This is a genomic window from Enterobacter sp. JUb54, from assembly GCF_014298075.1.
Lineage (GTDB): Bacteria > Pseudomonadota > Gammaproteobacteria > Enterobacterales > Enterobacteriaceae > Klebsiella > Klebsiella lignicola.
The window spans coordinates 3,652,795-3,670,911 of the sequence record NZ_CP060418.1 but is presented as its reverse complement, the minus strand read 5'-3'; the positions used below and the strand labels follow the sequence as shown (position 1 = coordinate 3,670,911).

Here is an 18,117-nt window from a genome sequence, read left to right as displayed (position 1 = left end):
CGTTGCCACACGGCAAACGCGTACACTCATTGACGTCATTTACATAAAAAGGTTCTTTTGATGGCCAATAATACCACTGGGTTAACCCGAATTATTAAAGCGGCAGGTTATTCCTGGAAAGGGTTCCGTGCGGCATGGATAAATGAGGCCGCCTTTCGTCAGGAAGGCGTCGCCGCGATTATTGCCGTGGCGATCGCCTGCTGGCTGGACGTTGACGCTATCACCCGTGTGCTGCTGATAGGCTCGGTCCTGTTAGTGATGATAGTCGAAATTATTAATAGCGCGATTGAGGCGGTGGTGGACCGTATTGGCCCGGAACACCATGAACTGTCAGGGCGCGCGAAAGATATGGGGTCCGCCGCGGTACTGTTGGCTATCGCGATCGCGCTGATCACCTGGGGGCTTTTGCTGTGGGCGCATTACCATTAATTCGTCGCCAGGCGTGATGGGCGATCGGCTGCGCAAAAATGGAAAGTATCTCCTGATTTTTGTGTGAAATTTGATTCCAAAATCACCGTTAACTGTATATACTCACAGCATAACTGTATATACACCCAGGGGGCGGGATGAAAGCGTTAACGACCAGGCAGCAAGAGGTGTTTGATCTCATTCGGGATCATATCAGCCAGACGGGCATGCCGCCGACGCGTGCGGAAATTGCTCAGCGCTTGGGGTTCCGTTCTCCAAACGCGGCGGAAGAGCACCTGAAAGCGCTGGCCCGTAAAGGCGCAATCGAGATTATCTCTGGTGCCTCCCGCGGTATTCGTCTGCTGACGGAAGAAGAACCCGGTCTGCCGCTGATCGGCCGCGTGGCTGCCGGTGAGCCGCTGCTGGCTCAGCAGCATATCGAAGGCCATTTCCAGGTCGACCCGGCGATGTTCAAGCCGAATGCCGATTTCCTGCTGCGCGTTAGCGGTATGTCGATGAAAGACATCGGTATCCTCGACGGCGATCTGCTGGCAGTGCATAAAACGCAGGATGTGCGTAACGGCCAGGTTGTCGTGGCGCGTATCGACGAAGAAGTGACGGTTAAACGCCTTAAAAAACAGGGCAACATCGTCGAACTTCTGCCAGAAAACAGCGAGTTTTCACCGATCGTGGTGAACCTGCGCGAACAAAATTTCACTATTGAAGGGCTGGCCGTTGGCGTGATCCGCAACGGAGAGTGGCTGTAACACCTTCACCACGCAGCATCGTCTGATGGATGATGCTGCGCTGTCTTCTCTCAGTCAGGCTCTTTCTTATGCTCTTTCACGCCGCTGATAAAGCCCTGTGGCGCCTGGCGCTACCCATGATTTTCTCCAATATCACCGTCCCGCTGCTGGGGCTGGTTGATACCGCCGTTATCGGCCACCTCGACAGCCCGGTTTATCTCGGCGGCGTCGCGGTGGGTGCCACGGCCACCAGTTTCCTTTTCATGCTGCTGCTTTTCCTGCGGATGAGCACCACCGGGCTGACGGCTCAGGCCTTTGGCGCAAAAGACCCCCTCCGTCTGGCGCGGGCGCTGGTGCAGCCATTGGGGCTGGCCTTAGGGGCCGGCCTGCTGATCGTCCTGTTCCGGGCACCGCTGATCGACCTGGCGTTGCATATCGTGGGCGGCAATCAGGCGGTGCTGGAACAGGCACAGCGCTTTCTGGATATTCGCTGGCTGAGCGCGCCGGCCTCGCTGGCAAACCTGGTGCTGCTTGGCTGGCTGCTGGGCGTGCAGTATGCCCGTGCGCCGGTGATCCTGCTGGTGGTCGGCAACCTGCTGAATATTGTCCTTGACCTGTGGCTGGTGATGGGCCTGCACATGAACGTGCAGGGGGCCGCGCTGGCGACGGTGGTCGCCGAATACGCCACCTTTATCATCGGGCTATTGATGGCAAGGCACGTGCTGGTGCTGCGTGGCGTGTCCTTCAGCATACTGAAGAACGCCTGGCGCGGGGATGTACGACGGCTGCTGGCATTAAACCGCGATATCATGCTGCGCTCCTTACTGCTGCAGCTGTGCTTCGGGGCGGTGACCGTTTTCGGGGCTCGTCTCGGGGGCGATATCGTCGCCGTTAACGCCCTCCTGATGACCATGCTGACCTTCACCGCCTATGCGCTGGATGGGTTTGCCTACGCCGTCGAAGCCCATTCCGGGCAGGCCTATGGCGCGCGCGATGGCAGCCAGCTGCTTGAGGTCTGGCGGGCAGCCTGCCGTCAGTCGGGGATGGTGGCGCTGATATTTGCGGCGATCTACGCCGTGGCGGGGCCGTACATTATCGCGCTGTTAACCTCGATCCCCTCGCTGCAGCAGCTGGCCGACCGCTATCTGATCTGGCAGGTAATTCTGCCGGTAATTGGCGTGTGGTGCTATTTGCTGGATGGCATGTTTATCGGGGCGACCCGGGGAGCTGAGATGCGTAACAGCATGGCGGTGGCGGCGGCAGGGTTTGCCCTGACGCTGTTGACGCTACCGGTTCTCGGTAACCACGGACTGTGGCTGGCGCTGGCGGTCTTCCTTGCGCTGCGCGGCCTGTCGTTGGCGCTGATCTGGCGGCGACACTGGCAGCGCGGCACCTGGTTTTCATAATGGTTTTGTCGCGGTTTTTGTCGTGTAGATGGTTAAAGATTCCGAATAATAAATTAAACCCAGAATTCTTAACTATAGTTAACATTATGTCCGGCACGCAGCGGGCTGTTAACCCACCGAACGATGAGGACTGAATGATGAACAAAGACGAAATCGGCGGTAACTGGAAACAGTTGAAAGGTAAAGCGAAAGAACAATGGGGTAAGCTCACCGATGATGACATGACGGTCATTGAAGGTAAGCGTGACCAGCTGGTAGGTAAAATCCAGGAACGTTACGGATTTGCCAAAGATCAGGCCGAGAAAGAAGTGTCTGACTGGGAACGTAAAAACGGCCACCGCTGGTAGCGGGGCGCATCAGTGTTCTGACCCTTTGTTATTGCCTGCCCGTGCGGTACACGGAGGTACCGACAACCCTGATTCCCGCTCTGGCGCAAGCCTCAGCGGGCTTTCTTTTTAATCAGAATCGTGTGGTCATGCTGGCAGTGCCCCGGCGTACTACAGGCTTCGACTTCGACGCAGCCGGCACACAGACCATGTGCTTCAATCACGTTATGACGCAGCGCGAAGCCCATTCTGGCAGCCAGGGTATGCATAATATCTTCCAGCCCTTCGGCACACTCTTCTTTCACCACGCCGCAGCGATCGCAGATAAACATCGCGGAGGTATGGGTCGGCTGATCGATCAGATGGCACAGCACGTAACTGTTGGTTGATTCCACCTTATGCACGAATCCCTGCTCAAGCAGAAACTCCAGCGCACGATATACCGTAGGCGGTTTAGCCTGCGGCTCTTTATCGCGGAGCAGGTCGAGCAGATCGTAGGCGCTAATCGCCCCTTGCTGCAGGCTCATCAGGCGCAATACTTCCAGGCGCTGGGGAGTCAGGCGCACGCCGCGCTGTGCACAGAGCTTTTCAGCATGCGCTAACAATTCTTGCGAAGTGGTCTTATTCATGAGCATCCTCTGGCCGCCCGAGTGTGAAGTTGTTACTTTATCACGATCCAGGCAAAACGCCGAGAACCGGTAGCTTGTGCTATACCTGATGCATCTCATTTTCGGGAGAAAACGATGAAACGACCTGATTGCATTCGACATTGGCATGAACTCGAAGGGCCCGATGACGCCACTTATCCCAATAACCCAGAACGCTTTTCCATTGGTGCGCCGCTGGCGCGTGGGTTACGGCTGAACCGGCTGGGGATCCATCATGAGCGTTTACCGCCAGGCCGTCGGACTTCTTATCCCCACGCAGAAAGTGATGAAGAAGAGTTTATCTACGTGCTGGAGGGATATCCTGAAGTCTGGATTAACGGCTATCTGTGGAAGCTGGAGCCTGGGGACAGTGTCGGGTTTCCTGCCGGCACCGGCGTATGCCATACCTTCCTGAATAACACCGAACAGGAGGTACGCCTGTTGGTGGTGGGCGAGGCGAACAAAAAATTCAATCGCATCTATTACCCGCTTAACCCGGAGTATGCCGCGACGCGTCAGGATCGTTGGGTCGATCATCCGCCGCAATTTTTCGGCCCTCACGACGGCAAACCGCGCAGGAGATAGCCCGTGTCTCAGGTGCAAAGCGCCCGCGGTGGCGCTATGCGCCTGTGCTGTATCTTTGTGCTATAGTAGCGCCCCTTTTTACCCGGATGCCTGTTTATTCGCCATGATGCCAGAATCAACTTCTCACGTTTTTGCCGCCCACCGTTTTTCCATTGCGCCGATGCTCGACTGGACAGACAGGCACTGCCGTTACTTCCTGCGTCTGCTGTCGCGGCAAACGCTGCTGTATACCGAAATGGTCACCACCGGGGCGATTATTCACGGCAAAGGCGACTATCTGGCCTATAGCGAAGAAGAGCATCCACTGGCACTGCAGCTGGGCGGTAGCGATCCGGCGGCGCTGGCGCAGTGCGCAAAACTGGCACAAGCCCGCGGCTACGATGAGATCAACCTGAACGTTGGCTGCCCGTCCGACCGCGTGCAGAACGGCATGTTTGGCGCCTGCCTGATGGGTAATGCCCAACTGGTAGCCGACTGTATTAAAGCGATGCGCGATGTGGTGTCGATTCCGGTGACGGTAAAAACCCGTATCGGCATCGATGACCAGGACAGCTATGAATTCCTGTGTGATTTCATCGATACCGTCTCCGGGAAGGGCGAGTGCGAGATGTTCATCATCCACGCTCGTAAAGCCTGGCTCTCTGGCCTGAGCCCGAAAGAAAACCGTGAGATCCCACCGCTGGATTACCCGCGCGTGTATCAGCTGAAGCGCGACTTCCCGCATCTGACCATGGCGATCAACGGTGGTATTAAATCGCTGGAAGAGGCGAAACTGCACCTGGCGCATATGGATGGCGTGATGGTGGGGCGTGAGGCTTATCAGAACCCGGGGATCCTGGCGTCAGTCGATCGCGAAATCTTTGGCGGTGATGGCGCCGATGCCGATCCGGTCGCGGTGGTGCGCGCGATGTACCCGTACATCGAACGTGAGCTGAGCAACGGGACCTACCTGGGCCATATTACCCGCCATATGCTGGGCCTGTTCCAGGGGATCCCGGGTGCACGCCAGTGGCGTCGCTACCTGAGCGAGAATGCGCACAAAGCCGGTGCCGATATCAATGTGCTGGAACACGCGCTGAAACTGGTTGCCGATAAGCGTTAAGTTTTCACTAAAACCTGGTCAAATTCACCATGCCCTGCATAAATCATGCGGGGCATTTTTCTTTAAATTCAATGTGTTATGTTTGGCATGATTTTTGTAATACCCAAAGAAGTTGCATAGACATTTCTTTGGGGAGAAGACGATGCTGGAACTCTTATTCGTTATAGGCTTTTTTGTCATGTTGTTGGTCACCGGCGTGTCGTTACTGGGGATTATCGCCGCCATCGTGGTCGCGACCGCGCTGATGTTCGTGGGTGGGCTGTTTGCATTAATGATTAAACTGCTGCCGTGGCTACTGCTGGCGGTTGTCGTGGTATGGGTGATTCGGGCGATAAAATCGCCTGCTGACAACCGTTATCGCGGGAATAACCGTTGGCGTTACTAAGGTATTGAGCGGTGTATCACAACCTGAAGATTTTTGCATAAAACAGCGTAGGCTTTGCCTATTAAATCTGTCACTATTAGCGCGTTAATGAATTCATCGCGCTGTACCCTACATACAGCCGAACAAAAAAAAGTAAGGGCTTCCCAGGTGGAAGCCCTAAACTTTTGTCCCTCTCCCGTCATACTTCAGACTACAGGGGCGTTGGCTGCCTCGTTATTCGGCTCATCCATGAGCCTCACCCTTATCAGGGCCGCTGCTCGCAGCGTTCAAATCTGTTCCAGACAGATTTGTCACCCCAGTCGCTGACTGTTGTCAGCTCCCGGGGATTCGTTCTCTTGCCGCCTGCCTGTAGCCCGAATGATTTAGGGAGAGTCTCCCGTCGTTCGCCTTCAAACGACAAACTACTGAAGTGAAGGACTTACGGCAGCAGCAGGCTTGAGCCTTCGGTCACTCGGCTTTCCAGCACCTCATGCGCGCGTCGGGCATCGGTCAGGGCATATTTCTGGCTGTCCGCCACGTCAACGTTAATCGCGCCGCTGGCAATCAGTGAAAACAGCTCGCGGCTGGCTTGCTCCAGCTCTTCACGATTGGTGATATAGCCTTGCAGAGAAGGGCGGGTTACGAACAGCGAACCTTTCTGGTTGAGGATCCCCAGGTTTACCCCGGTGACCGGGCCAGAGGAGTTGCCAAAGCTGACCATCAGCCCCCGGCGCTGCAGACAATCAAGAGACGCTTCCCAGGTATCTTTGCCCACGGAATCGTAGACCACATGGACTTTTTTCCCTTCGGTTATCTCCTTCAGGCGCTCAACGATATTCTCTTCACGATAGTTAATCACCTGCCAGGCCCCGGCCTGCTTCGCCCGCTGCGCTTTTTGCGCGCTGCCGACGGTACCAATCAGTTTTGCGCCCAGCGCCTTCGCCCACTGGCAGGCAATCAGCCCGACGCCGCCGGCGGCAGCGTGGAACAGGAACGGCTCTCCGGGTTTGATATCGTAGGTTTTACGCAGCAGATAATAGACGGTCAGCCCTTTCAAAAACGAGGCGGCGGCCTGCTCAAAGGAGATCGCGTCCGGTAACAGGGCCGCTTTGTCCGCCGGGACGTTATGCACGGAACTGTAGGCGCCGAGGGCCGATTGCGCGTAGACCACGCGGTCGCCCTGCCGGATATGGGTCACGGCGCGGCCCACTTTGGTCACCACGCCTGCGGCTTCGGTGCCCAGTCCGCTCGGCAGGGACGGCGGCGGATAGAGACCGCTGCGAATATAGGTGTCGATATAGTTAATACCGATGGCTTTGTTTTCTACCTGGATTTCGTTTTCACCAGGCTCTGCGGGGGTAAACTCCACCGCGTTAAGCACTTCCGGGCCACCATGTTTGTGGAATTCAATGCGCGTTGCCATGCTCCCTCCGTAAGAAAAATATGGTAATCTTTCGACCCACTCTTTATCTCGGTAACTCCATTCACTATGGCAGGAAATAAACCCTTCAACAAACCACAGACTGAACCCCGTGAGCGCGATTATCAGGTCGCCGGGTTGAAAGTACCACCGCACTCGATTGAAGCGGAACAGTCGGTGTTGGGCGGTTTAATGCTGGACAACGAGCGCTGGGACGACGTTGCCGAGCGTGTGGTGGCGGAAGATTTCTACACCCGTCCGCACCGCCATATCTTTATTGAGATGGCGCGCCTGCAGGAAACGGGCAGCCCGATTGACCTGATTACGCTGGCGGAATCGCTGGAGCGTCAGGGTCAACTGGACAGCGTCGGGGGCTTTGCCTATCTGGCTGAGCTGTCGAAAAACACGCCAAGTGCGGCGAACATCAGCGCTTATGCGGATATCGTACGCGAACGTGCAGTTGTCCGTGAGATGATCTCGGTCGCCAATGAAATCGCTGAAGCGGGCTTCGATCCGCAGGGCCGCACCAGTGAAGACCTGCTCGACCTGGCGGAGTCCCGGGTATTCAAAATTGCGGAAAGCCGCGCCAACAAAGACGAAGGCCCGAAAAATATCGCCGATGTCCTTGATGCGACCGTAGCGCGTATCGAGCAGCTGTTCCAGCAGCCGCATGACGGCGTCACCGGGGTGAATACCGGCTATGACGATCTGAACAAAAAGACCGCCGGCCTGCAGCCGTCGGATCTGATTATCGTCGCTGCCCGTCCTTCAATGGGTAAGACGACATTTGCGATGAACCTCGTTGAAAATGCGGCGATGTTGCAGGATAAACCGGTACTCATTTTCAGTCTTGAGATGCCATCAGAGCAGATCATGATGCGTTCTCTGGCGTCGCTGTCGCGGGTCGATCAGACCCGTATTCGTACCGGCCAGCTGGATGATGAAGACTGGGCACGTATCTCCGGCACGCTGGGCATTCTGCTGGAAAAACGCAATATCTATATCGATGACTCCTCCGGCCTGACGCCGACGGAAGTGCGCTCCCGTGCGCGACGTATCGCCCGTGAACACGGCGGTATTGGGCTTATCATGATCGACTACCTGCAGCTGATGCGCGTGCCGTCGCTCTCCGATAACCGTACCCTGGAAATCGCGGAAATTTCCCGTTCACTGAAGGCGCTGGCGAAAGAGCTTCAGGTGCCGGTGGTGGCGCTGTCGCAGCTTAACCGATCGCTGGAGCAACGTGCTGATAAACGCCCGGTAAACTCCGATTTGCGTGAATCAGGTTCCATCGAGCAGGATGCCGACTTAATCATGTTTATCTACCGTGATGAGGTCTATCACGAGAACAGCGACTTGAAAGGCATCGCGGAAATTATTATTGGTAAACAGCGTAACGGCCCCATCGGGACAGTACGTCTGACGTTTAATGGTCAGTGGTCGCGCTTCGACAACTATGCTGGGCCACAATACGACGACGAATAAATCTCCGTCATCCTTCATGCCGCAGATGCGTTGACTACGCCTGTTCACCCCGGTCACCTAGTTTACTAAGCTCCCGGGAATTCTCAGGCTTGTCGCCTTCCTGCAACACGAATGATTTAGGAGATTCTTTTATTAAGGAATTCAAATGCAAGCGGCAACTGTAGTCATTAACCGCCGCGCTCTGCGACACAACCTGCAACGTCTACGTGAGCTGGCGCCCGCCAGCAAGCTGGTTGCAGTCGTGAAAGCGAACGCTTACGGACACGGTCTTCTTGAGACCGCGCGAACGCTCCCTGATGCCGATGCTTTTGGCGTCGCCCGTCTCGAAGAGGCTCTGCGCCTGCGCGCCGGTGGCATCACCCAGCCGGTCCTGCTGCTGGAAGGTTTTTTTGATGCCGCCGATCTGCCGGTGATTTCCGCACAACAGCTACAAACCGCAGTACACAGCCTGGAACAACTGGAAGCGCTGGAGCAGGCCGAACTGCCTGAGCCGGTCACCGTCTGGATGAAGCTGGATACCGGGATGCATCGCCTGGGCGTATTGCCGGAACAAGCACAAGCGTTCTGGCAGCGTCTGAGCCAATGCAAAAACGTGCGCCAGCCGGTCAATGTGGTCAGCCACTTTGCGCGCGCCGACGAACCTGAGTGCGGCGCCACCGAACGGCAGCTGGATATTTTCACCACCTTCACCGAAGGCAAGCCTGGCCTGCGCTCCATTGCGGCGTCGGGCGGGATCCTGCTGTGGCCGCAGTCGCATTTCGACTGGGTGCGCCCGGGCATTATTTTATACGGCGTCTCGCCGCTGGATAGCCCGTCTACCGGCGCGGATTTTGGCTGTCAGCCGGTGATGTCGCTGACATCAAGCCTGATTGCCGTGCGCGACCATAAAGCGGGTGAGCCGGTAGGTTACGGCGGCACCTGGGTCAGCGAACGTGACACGCGTCTTGGCGTGGTGGCTATGGGTTACGGCGACGGTTACCCGCGGGCGGCGGCCTCCGGCACACCGGTGCTGGTAAACGGTCGCGAAGTGCCGATTGTCGGGCGTGTAGCGATGGACATGATTTGCGTCGACCTGGGCCCAGAGGCACAGGACAAATCCGGCGATCCGGTGGTGCTGTGGGGCGAAGGCCTGCCGGTTGAACGCATCGCCGCGCTTACGAAAGTGAGTGCTTACGAACTTATTACGCGCCTGACCTCCAGAGTCTCGATGAAGTTCGTAGATTAATTAGGGATTAATGACCCCAAGGTGGGCGATCCGCTAGCCCGGCTCAGGCGTTGACGCCGCAAGCCGGGGAAACTGACCGCCCGCACCGCGCTCGCACACGCTCGTCGTCGACTATCGACCAACATCCTCTCGATCTTCTGTTGCTTCCGGTTTATTGTGTTATTTCCTGCCTCTCGTAAACCCGGAGAAACATCGCGTGTTTCAACAAGTTGACGCCTACGCTGGCGACCCTATTCTCTCCTTAATGGAGCGTTTCAAAGAAGATCCACGTAGTGACAAAGTAAACCTGAGCATCGGCCTGTATTACAACGAAGACGGGATTATCCCGCAGCTCCAGGCGGTTGCTGAAGCGGAAGCGCGCCTTAACGCACAGCCGCACGGCGCCTCGTTGTACCTGCCGATGGAAGGGCTGAATGCCTATCGCAATGCCATCGCTCCGCTGCTGTTTGGCGCGGAACATCCGGTACTGCAACAGCAGCGCGTCGCTGCCATCCAGACGCTGGGCGGCTCCGGCGCATTGAAAGTCGGCGCCGATTTCCTGAAACGCTACTTCCCGGGCTCCCGCGTATGGGTCAGTGACCCGACCTGGGAAAACCACATTGCCATATTTGAAGGGGCTGGCTTCGAAGTAAGTACTTACCCTTGGTTTGATAGCGAAACCAACGGCGTGCGTTTTGACGCGCTGCTGGAAAAACTGCAAACGTTGCCAGAACGTGACATCGTGCTGCTGCATCCGTGCTGTCATAACCCGACCGGCGCCGATTTGAACCATGCTCAGTGGGATCAGATCGCGGACGTACTGAAAGCGCGCAACCTGATTCCGTTCCTCGATATCGCCTATCAGGGCTTTGGCGCCGGCATGGACGATGATGCCTACGCGATCCGCACGATTGCCAGCACCGGCATGCCGATGCTGGTCAGCAACTCCTTCTCGAAAATTTTCTCGCTGTACGGCGAGCGCGTTGGCGGGCTGTCGGTGGTCTGCGAAGACTCAGATACCGCTAACCGCGTGCTGGGGCAGCTGAAGGCGACCGTGCGTCGCAACTACTCCAGCCCGCCGAACTTTGGCGCCCAGGTGGTTGCGATGGTGCTGAATGACGCCGAGCTGAAAGCCAGCTGGCTGGCCGAAGTCGAAGCGATGCGTACCCGTATTCTGGCGATGCGTCAGGAGCTGGTGAACGTCCTGAAAGAGGCGGTGCCGGATGTGAGTTTCGACTACCTGCTGAAGCAGCGCGGCATGTTCAGCTATACCGGCCTGAGCGCAGCACAGGTTGACCGTCTGCGCGAAGAGTTTGGCGTGTATCTGATTTCCAGCGGCCGCATGTGCGTCGCGGGTCTCAATTCACGCAACGTGCAGCGCGTGGCGAAAGCGTTCTCCGCCGTGATTTAACGCCCCGCCAGTTCATTGCCCTTTCCGGCCTGATGGAAGGGGCAATGCCCTTCATGAAGTGTGATCATTCTCTTTTTCTATGACATATAAGCAGATAATCCTTTGCATCAATAGATGTCGGGGTTAAGGTCATAGCATATTGCTAAGCAGCCACATGATTGAAAACTATAACGATTAGGTTGTTTTGACACACACAATCATTCAAGTCATGCCGTAATGCGAGCCCGGTGAACTGCGTGGCAGTCGCTTGAAGGATGACGCCTGAAGGGATAATAAATATGCGCAAGATGACGCTGGCCTTGTCGGCCATTTGCTTACTGTTCACGCTAAACGGCAGCGTTATGGCTCAAGCCTCAACGCCCCAGCCGCTGTCAACCGGCACTAACGTCGCTAAACTCGCTGAACAAGCCCCCATCCACTGGGTCTCCGTGGCGCAAATTGAAAACAGCCTGTTAGGCCGTGAGCCGTTTGCCGTCGGGTTTGATATTGACGATACCGTCCTCTTTTCCAGTCCGGGCTTCTGGCGCGGGCAGAAAACCTTTTCCCCCGGTAGCGATGATTACCTGAAAAACCCTGAATTCTGGGAAAAAATGAACAATGGCTGGGATGAGTTCAGTATGCCGAAAGAAGTGGCGCGCCATCTCATTGCCATGCATGTGAAACGTGGCGATCGCATTTACTTCGTCACCGGACGCAGCCAGACCAAAACCGAAACCGTCTCAAAAACGCTGCAGGATGATTTCCTGATCCCGGCGGCCAACATGAACCCGGTGATCTTTGCCGGCGACAAGCCGGGCCAGAATACCAAAACGCAATGGCTGAAAGAGAAGAACATCAAGGTCTTCTACGGCGATTCCGATAATGATATCTCCGCCGCGCGTGAGGCGGGTGCCCGCGGCATTCGCGTACTGCGCGCGTCAAACTCTTCGTATAAACCGTTGCCGATGGCCGGGGCGCTGGGCGAAGAAGTGGTGGTCAATTCCGAGTACTGACGGTCGGATTCGGTAACAGCAGATAGCACAGAATACGGCAGCGCATAAGCTGCCGTTTTTTTGTACAAAAAAGCGGGTGGGGAGGTTTTACCTTTTCGCTTATTGCTGCACACTTAGAAGGACTCATTCGCGACAGGAATCATTGGGGTCGCATCCGTCAATGCTGACGTCAGGCTCAACATCTCCACGCGTCACCTGACACACTGCCTCTGCTGCGCCAGCACGCCATTGCCAGACCAGGGGAACATCGTATTCACGGCGCTTAGCGGCAGAATGTCGCGACGCCAACGGGGGAATCACAGATGACAATTTCGGATTTATTGCTGTACTGCATGGCGAAACCGGGCGCGGAGCAAAGCGTGCACAGCGACTGGAAGGCCACGCAGATTAAGGTGTCGGACGTGCTGTTTGCGCTGGTGAAAGAGGTGGAAGATAAGCGACCGGCGGTCTCGCTGAAAGCCAGCCCTGAACTTGCCGAACTGTTGCGGGAGCAGCACGTTGATATCCGCCCCAGCAGACATCTGAATAAAGCCCACTGGAGTACGGTATTTCTCGACGGCGCGCTGCCGGACTCACAAATCTACTATCTGGTCGATGCCTCATATCAGCAGGCAGTCCGGCTGCTGTCGGAACCGACCCGACAGCAGCTTTCACGCTGATTAACCCAGTAAAGGTTTAAGGAAGCGCGCCGTGTGTGATGTCTCGCACCCGGCCACGGTCTCTGGCGTGCCGGAGACGAGGATTTCACCGCCGCCGCTACCACCTTCGGGACCGAGGTCAACGATCCAGTCAGCGGTTTTGATGACATCCAGGTTGTGCTCAATCACCACGATGGTGTTGCCCTGATCGCGCAGCTGATGCAGTACGTCCAGCAGCTGTTGGATATCCGCAAAGTGCAGGCCGGTGGTGGGCTCATCGAGAATATACAGCGTCTGACCCGTACCGCGTTTGGACAGCTCGCGCGCCAGCTTCACACGCTGGGCTTCGCCACCGGAGAGCGTGGTGGCCGACTGGCCTAGGCGGATATAGGTCAGGCCGACGTCCATCAGCGTTTGCAGCTTACGCGCCAGCGCCGGTACGGCATCGAAGAACTCGCGTGCTTCTTCAATGGTCATATCCAGCACTTCATGGATGGTCTTGCCTTTGTATTTAATCTCCAGCGTTTCACGGTTATAGCGTTTGCCTTTGCACTGGTCGCACGGCACGTAAATGTCCGGCAGGAAGTGCATTTCGACTTTAATCACGCCATCGCCCTGGCAGGCTTCGCAGCGCCCGCCGCGAACGTTAAAGCTGAAGCGCCCAGGCGTGTAGCCACGTGAACGTGATTCCGGCACGCCGGCAAACAGCTCACGAACCGGCGTGAAGACCCCGGTGTAGGTGGCCGGGTTCGAACGCGGCGTCCGGCCAATCGGGCTTTGGTCGATATCGATAACTTTATCGAAGTGTTCCAGGCCCTGCACATCGCGATAGGGCGCAGGTTCAACGATGGTCGCGCCGTTAAGCTGGCGCTGGGCAATCGGGAACAGGGTGTCGTTGATCAGCGTCGATTTACCCGAGCCGGAGACCCCGGTAATACAGGTAAACAGCCCTACCGGCAGCGTCAGGGTCACGTCTTTCAGGTTGTTGCCGCGGGCGCCGGTGAGTTTCAGCACTTTTTCCGGGTCGGCCGGCACGCGCTGCTTCGGCACTTCAATTTTGCGTTTGCCGCTCATGTACTGGCCGGTCAGGGATTCCGGGACCGCCATGATCGCCTCCAGCGTCCCTTCCGCCACCACCTGACCGCCGTGAACCCCGGCGCCAGGGCCGATATCGATCACGTGGTCCGCGGCGCGGATGGCGTCTTCGTCATGCTCGACGACAATCACCGTATTCCCGAGATTACGCAGATGAACCAGCGTCCCGAGCAGGCGCTCGTTATCACGCTGATGCAGGCCGATGGAGGGCTCATCCAGTACGTACATCACCCCCACCAGACCGGCGCCAATCTGGCTGGCCAGGCGAATACGCTGGGCTTCACCGCCGGAGAGCGTTTCAGCCGAACGGGAGAGCGTCAGGTAGTTCAGGCCGACGTTGACGAGGAACTTCAGGCGGTCGCCGATCTCTTTCAGCACTTTTTCGGCGATTTGCGCCCGCTGGCCGGAGAGCTTCAGGTTAGTGAAGAAATCCATCGCATGACCAATGCTCATATCGGAAATGGTCGGCAGCGGCGTGTTTTCGACGAACACATGACGGGCTTCGCGACGCAGACGGGTACCGTTACAGCTGGTGCACGGACGATTGCTGATAAACTTCGCCAGCTCTTCACGCACCGCGCTGGATTCCGTCTCTTTGTAGCGGCGCTCCATATTATGCAGCACGCCTTCGAACGGATGGCGGCGTACCGAGGTGTCGCCCCGGTCGTTCATGTATTTAAACTCGATATTCTCTTTGCCTGAGCCATACAAAATGACTTTTTGCACGTCGGCACCGAGGGTTCCCCAGGGGGCTTCGATATCGAATTTATAGTGTTCTGCCAGCGATTTCAGCATCTGGAAGTAGTAAAAGTTACGCCGATCCCAGCCGCGGATCGCGCCGCCGGCCAGCGACAGTTCGACGTTCTGAATTACGCGCTCAGGATCGAAGTACTGCTGGACGCCCAGGCCGTCGCAGGTCGGGCAGGCCCCCGCCGGGTTGTTGAATGAAAACAGGCGCGGTTCCAGTTCACGCATGCTGTAGCCGCAAATCGGACAGGCGAAGTTGGCGGAAAACAGCAGCTCTTCCGCTTTGGCGTCGTCCATATTGGCGACAATCGCGGTGCCGCCGGAGAGATCGAGGGCGGTTTCGAAAGATTCGGCCAGACGTTGCGAAAGGTCGTCACGCACTTTAAAGCGGTCGATAACCACTTCGATGGTGTGTTTCTTTTGCAGCTCCAGCTTAGGCGGATCCGAGAGATCGCAGACTTCGCCGTCGATCCTCGCTCGGATATAGCCCTGACTGGCGAGGTTTTCCAGCGTTTTGGTGTGCTCACCTTTACGCTCTTTAATAATCGGCGCCAGCAGCATCAGGCGTTGGCCTTCCGGCTGAGAGAGCACGTTATCGACCATCTGGCTGACGGTTTGCGCCGCCAGAGGGACATCGTGATCCGGGCAGCGCGGCTCACCGACGCGCGCGTAAAGCAGACGCAGATAGTCGTGAATTTCGGTGATGGTGCCGACCGTGGAGCGCGGGTTATGGGACGTTGATTTCTGTTCGATGGAAATCGCAGGCGACAGCCCTTCAATATGATCGACGTCCGGTTTCTCCATCAGCGACAGAAACTGGCGCGCATAGGCAGAAAGCGATTCAACGTAACGGCGCTGTCCTTCGGCATACAGCGTGTCGAAAGCCAGTGATGATTTGCCTGATCCTGACAGCCCGGTAACGACAATCAGCTTGTCGCGTGGGATGACGAGGTTGATGTTTTTGAGATTATGGGTGCGGGCGCCCCGAACTTCGATCTTATCCATTCACCTTTCCCGGTAGGTAGATACACGGACTGCCTGGTTTGCATAAAGAACAAACGGCGGAAACGGCTAATTATGGCACAATCAGACCTGTTTTAATATACAGTATTGGAACGGTAGTTGGTCTACGCAATGAAAAATTGCAGGTCGATGAGATGTTTAGTGGATTCCGCCGCGCAGCTATCAAAATGCCCCTTTGTAGTGTTAGAATTACCGGTTTACACTTATTAAGAAACAACCCATTCAGGAGATTCGATCATGGCCAGCAGAGGCGTAAACAAGGTGATTCTCGTCGGTAATCTGGGGCAGGACCCGGAAGTACGCTACATGCCAAGTGGCGGCGCAGTCGCCAACGTCACGCTGGCGACTTCCGAATCCTGGCGCGATAAGCAGACCGGTGAAATGAAAGAGCAGACTGAATGGCACCGTGTGGTGCTGTTCGGCAAACTGGCTGAAGTCGCTGGTGAATACCTGCGTAAAGGCTCGCAGGTTTACATTGAAGGTCAGCTGCGTACCCGTAAATGGACCGATCAGTCCGGTGCAGAGAAGTACACCACAGAGGTTGTGGTCAACGTCGGTGGCACCATGCAGATGCTGGGCGGCCGTCAGGGCGGTGGCGCTCCGGCAGCGGGTGGCCAGCAGCAGGGCGGTTGGGGTCAGCCTCAGCAGCCGCAGGGTGGCAGCAACCAGTTCAGCGGCGGCGCGCAGTCTCGTCCGCAGCAGCAGGCTCCGGCCGCACCGTCTAACGAACCGCCGATGGATTTCGATGACGACATCCCGTTCTGAGGCCAGCCTTAGTCGCGGTTGTTAGCAAATGATAAAAAGCCCCGTTTTTCGGGGCTTTTTTATGCCTGTCGATCGCTCATCTGTCCCGACTTACTGCGTGGCAGGCGTGGCAGGCGTGGCAGGCGTGGCAGGCGTGGCAGGCGTGGCCTTGGCCTTCGCGTCTGCGTCCACAGGGCTGGCTTTCGCGGTGGCCTGCTGCTTACGTGCCATCTCATCGATGATCAGCCGGTAGGCAATGTAGTACTTATAGATATTGCTGACGTAGGTCACGGTCTCGGAACCGATCTTTTCCGCGGCCAGATACTCGACGTTGCCAAACCAGATATTAGGGTCAAAACCGCGTTTTTGGGTCTCGGTTCGTAAGCGGGCGATCCGCGCCGGGCCGGCGTTATAAGAGGCGAACGAAAAGAGCGCCTTATCGAGTTTTGTCATCGGCTCGTCGCCATAATAACGATCGATCATCCAGCGCATATATTTCACCCCGGCATGGATATTGGGATCCAGCTTATTGATATCCCCGACCTTGAGCTCTTTGCCGGTCCGCGGCATCACCTGCATCACTCCGATGGCGCCGACGTGGCTGCGCACCGACTGATTCAGGCGTGACTCCTGATAGCCCTGTGCCGCCATCAACAGCCAGTCAACGTCATACTCATCGCCATATTTACGGAAGATCTCCACCATGGCTAAAAATTTACGTCGCTCCTTCTGGGCGGCGGCGTTTTTGACATATTTCGCGTCTTTCAGGTAGCGCAGCAAAATGGTATTGCCCAGCCTGCTGCCCTGACCGTTCGCTTTGATAAAGCTATTCAGCGAGGCGAGAAGCTGCGGGCTGTTCTTACGTACCGCCCAACCGATATTGGCATTGTCGCGCAGCACAATATCCTTGTGGACCTGAATGTTGGGGAAAACCTGCTGCCAGAACAACGCGATATGGCGGTCAACGACGGTCAGCGGAATCAGGCCGGCGTTGAGCATTTCAATCAGATCCTCATCCTCGAGCGATTCCGGAACGGTTTCGATAATCACCGAAGGCTGCGAAGCTTTGGCAAAGCGCGCGTTGAGGGCCACCAGACTCTGGTAATAGCTGGAGGACTGGCGCACATAGACCTTCTTACCGGAAAGCTGATCGAGGCTACTCACCGCCGGGGTTCCCGGGGCGCTCAGCAGCAGCTCCTGGACGTTGGCGTAAACCGGCGCGGTGAAGTCCGCCAGCTGTTTGCGCTCATCGGTCATGGTGAGATTGGTGGCGATAATATCGCCCTTGCCGGCTTCGAGCTCGCTGAAAAGCCGGTCACGGGCCACGGGAACAAAGACAATGCGCACTTTCAGATGGCGATGCTTGAGCTTCTGCTCTTTCATCAATTGTTGATTAAGGCTGCGCTCGTACTCGATAAAAATATCGTGCGTTGCCCCGCGCTGGGTGCCTTTGTCGATAAAGAAAAAGGTTTTGCTGTAGGTGGTTAATACCCGGATCACCCGCCGGTCGAGCATGCCGGGTAAATCGCCTTTCCAGGGCTTCAGCATCTCTTCCGTATGGACTTCCAGCGTCTCTCGTTCCTCATCGGAAGGCGGTTTCTTTTCCGCAGGCGCCGCATAAACCACGGCGGTGAACAGCAGGGTCGCAAGGCAGGTAAAGCAGACGCTAGCGTATCGGGAAAACGAGAGGATGTTCATGGAGTGACGCTCCGCAGATGCATCCTTTTATTTTAGCCAACTCTGCGCCGTTAGCCTGTTCCTTTACCAGATAAAA

At 56.6% G+C, this 18,117-nt stretch carries 17 protein-coding genes; 13 read left to right on the top strand and 4 right to left on the bottom strand.

Going from position 1 to position 18,117, the window contains the following annotated elements:
• Positions 1-60 precede the first annotated feature (60 nt).
• The 4 genes from HF679_RS16915 (at position 61) to HF679_RS16900 (ending at position 2,907) form a co-directional block, all read left to right on the top strand.
• Entirely contained in the window at positions 61-429 is a 369-nt protein-coding gene (locus HF679_RS16915; RefSeq protein WP_123757738.1) for a diacylglycerol kinase, read from the top strand.
• A 137-nt stretch (positions 430-566) separates the two neighbouring features.
• Entirely contained in the window at positions 567-1,175 is a 609-nt protein-coding gene (gene lexA / locus HF679_RS16910) for a transcriptional repressor LexA (RefSeq protein WP_004856448.1), read from the top strand.
• A gap of 68 nt (positions 1,176-1,243) precedes the next feature.
• Positions 1,244-2,560 carry an MATE family efflux transporter DinF gene (gene dinF / locus HF679_RS16905; protein ID WP_123757739.1) on the top strand — a complete coding sequence of 439 codons (1,317 nt, stop codon included), beginning with the start codon at positions 1,244-1,246 and terminating at the stop codon, positions 2,558-2,560.
• A gap of 137 nt (positions 2,561-2,697) precedes the next feature.
• Positions 2,698-2,907: a CsbD family protein gene (locus HF679_RS16900; protein ID WP_123757969.1), complete on the top strand. Its 210-nt coding sequence runs from the start codon at positions 2,698-2,700 to the stop codon at positions 2,905-2,907.
• A 92-nt stretch (positions 2,908-2,999) separates the two neighbouring features.
• Here HF679_RS16900 and zur read toward each other — a convergent pair whose 3' ends face one another.
• The gene (zur, locus tag HF679_RS16895; protein ID WP_123757740.1) at positions 3,000-3,515 is read right to left on the bottom strand and encodes a zinc uptake transcriptional repressor Zur; all 516 of its coding nucleotides are present in this window, start codon (positions 3,513-3,515) and stop codon (positions 3,000-3,002) included.
• Between the two features lie 114 nt (positions 3,516-3,629).
• Here zur and HF679_RS16890 point away from each other — a divergent pair, with 114 nt between their 5' ends.
• The 3 genes from HF679_RS16890 to pspG all read left to right on the top strand — a co-directional run bounded on the left by HF679_RS16890 (position 3,630) and on the right by pspG (position 5,605).
• Complete coding sequence (locus HF679_RS16890) at positions 3,630-4,118, top strand: cupin domain-containing protein (RefSeq protein WP_123757741.1); 489 nt, start codon at positions 3,630-3,632, stop codon at positions 4,116-4,118.
• A gap of 103 nt (positions 4,119-4,221) precedes the next feature.
• A complete protein-coding gene (gene dusA, locus HF679_RS16885; protein ID WP_174510240.1) occupies positions 4,222-5,220 on the top strand; it encodes a tRNA dihydrouridine(20/20a) synthase DusA in 999 nt (332 codons plus the stop codon).
• Between the two features lie 142 nt (positions 5,221-5,362).
• Positions 5,363-5,605 carry an envelope stress response protein PspG gene (gene pspG, locus HF679_RS16880; RefSeq protein WP_123757743.1) on the top strand — a complete coding sequence of 81 codons (243 nt, stop codon included), beginning with the start codon at positions 5,363-5,365 and terminating at the stop codon, positions 5,603-5,605.
• Positions 5,606-6,023: 418 nt separating this feature from the next.
• On the opposite strand, the gene HF679_RS16875 is transcribed toward pspG, so the two are convergent.
• Positions 6,024-7,007 carry a quinone oxidoreductase gene (locus HF679_RS16875; RefSeq protein ID WP_123757745.1) on the bottom strand — a complete coding sequence of 328 codons (984 nt, stop codon included), beginning with the start codon at positions 7,005-7,007 and terminating at the stop codon, positions 6,024-6,026.
• Positions 7,008-7,073: 66 nt separating this feature from the next.
• Between HF679_RS16875 and dnaB the strand changes: the two genes are divergently transcribed.
• From dnaB to HF679_RS16850, 5 genes are all read left to right on the top strand, one after another.
• Positions 7,074-8,489 carry a replicative DNA helicase gene (gene dnaB / locus HF679_RS16870; RefSeq protein ID WP_123757746.1) on the top strand — a complete coding sequence of 472 codons (1,416 nt, stop codon included), beginning with the start codon at positions 7,074-7,076 and terminating at the stop codon, positions 8,487-8,489.
• Positions 8,490-8,634: 145 nt separating this feature from the next.
• Positions 8,635-9,714, top strand: coding sequence for an alanine racemase (gene alr, locus HF679_RS16865; protein ID WP_123757747.1), 1,080 nt, complete (start codon positions 8,635-8,637; stop codon positions 9,712-9,714).
• Between the two features lie 196 nt (positions 9,715-9,910).
• Positions 9,911-11,104 carry an aromatic amino acid transaminase gene (gene tyrB, locus HF679_RS16860; RefSeq protein ID WP_123757748.1) on the top strand — a complete coding sequence of 398 codons (1,194 nt, stop codon included), beginning with the start codon at positions 9,911-9,913 and terminating at the stop codon, positions 11,102-11,104.
• Positions 11,105-11,382: 278 nt separating this feature from the next.
• On the top strand, positions 11,383-12,096 hold the full coding sequence (gene aphA, locus HF679_RS16855; protein ID WP_154145175.1) for an acid phosphatase AphA: 714 nt from the start codon (positions 11,383-11,385) through the stop codon (positions 12,094-12,096).
• Positions 12,097-12,398: 302 nt separating this feature from the next.
• The gene (locus HF679_RS16850) at positions 12,399-12,755 is read left to right on the top strand and encodes an MmcQ/YjbR family DNA-binding protein (protein WP_123757750.1); all 357 of its coding nucleotides are present in this window, start codon (positions 12,399-12,401) and stop codon (positions 12,753-12,755) included.
• On the opposite strand, the gene uvrA is transcribed toward HF679_RS16850, so the two are convergent.
• Complete coding sequence (gene uvrA / locus HF679_RS16845) at positions 12,756-15,581, bottom strand: excinuclease ABC subunit UvrA (RefSeq protein ID WP_123757751.1); 2,826 nt, start codon at positions 15,579-15,581, stop codon at positions 12,756-12,758.
• A 255-nt stretch (positions 15,582-15,836) separates the two neighbouring features.
• Between uvrA and ssb1 the strand changes: the two genes are divergently transcribed.
• On the top strand, positions 15,837-16,364 hold the full coding sequence (ssb1, locus tag HF679_RS16840; RefSeq protein WP_123757752.1) for a single-stranded DNA-binding protein SSB1: 528 nt from the start codon (positions 15,837-15,839) through the stop codon (positions 16,362-16,364).
• Positions 16,365-16,454: 90 nt separating this feature from the next.
• On the opposite strand, the gene HF679_RS16835 is transcribed toward ssb1, so the two are convergent.
• The gene (locus HF679_RS16835; protein WP_187042242.1) at positions 16,455-18,041 is read right to left on the bottom strand and encodes a lytic transglycosylase F; all 1,587 of its coding nucleotides are present in this window, start codon (positions 18,039-18,041) and stop codon (positions 16,455-16,457) included.
• Positions 18,042-18,117: the final 76 nt, after the last annotated feature.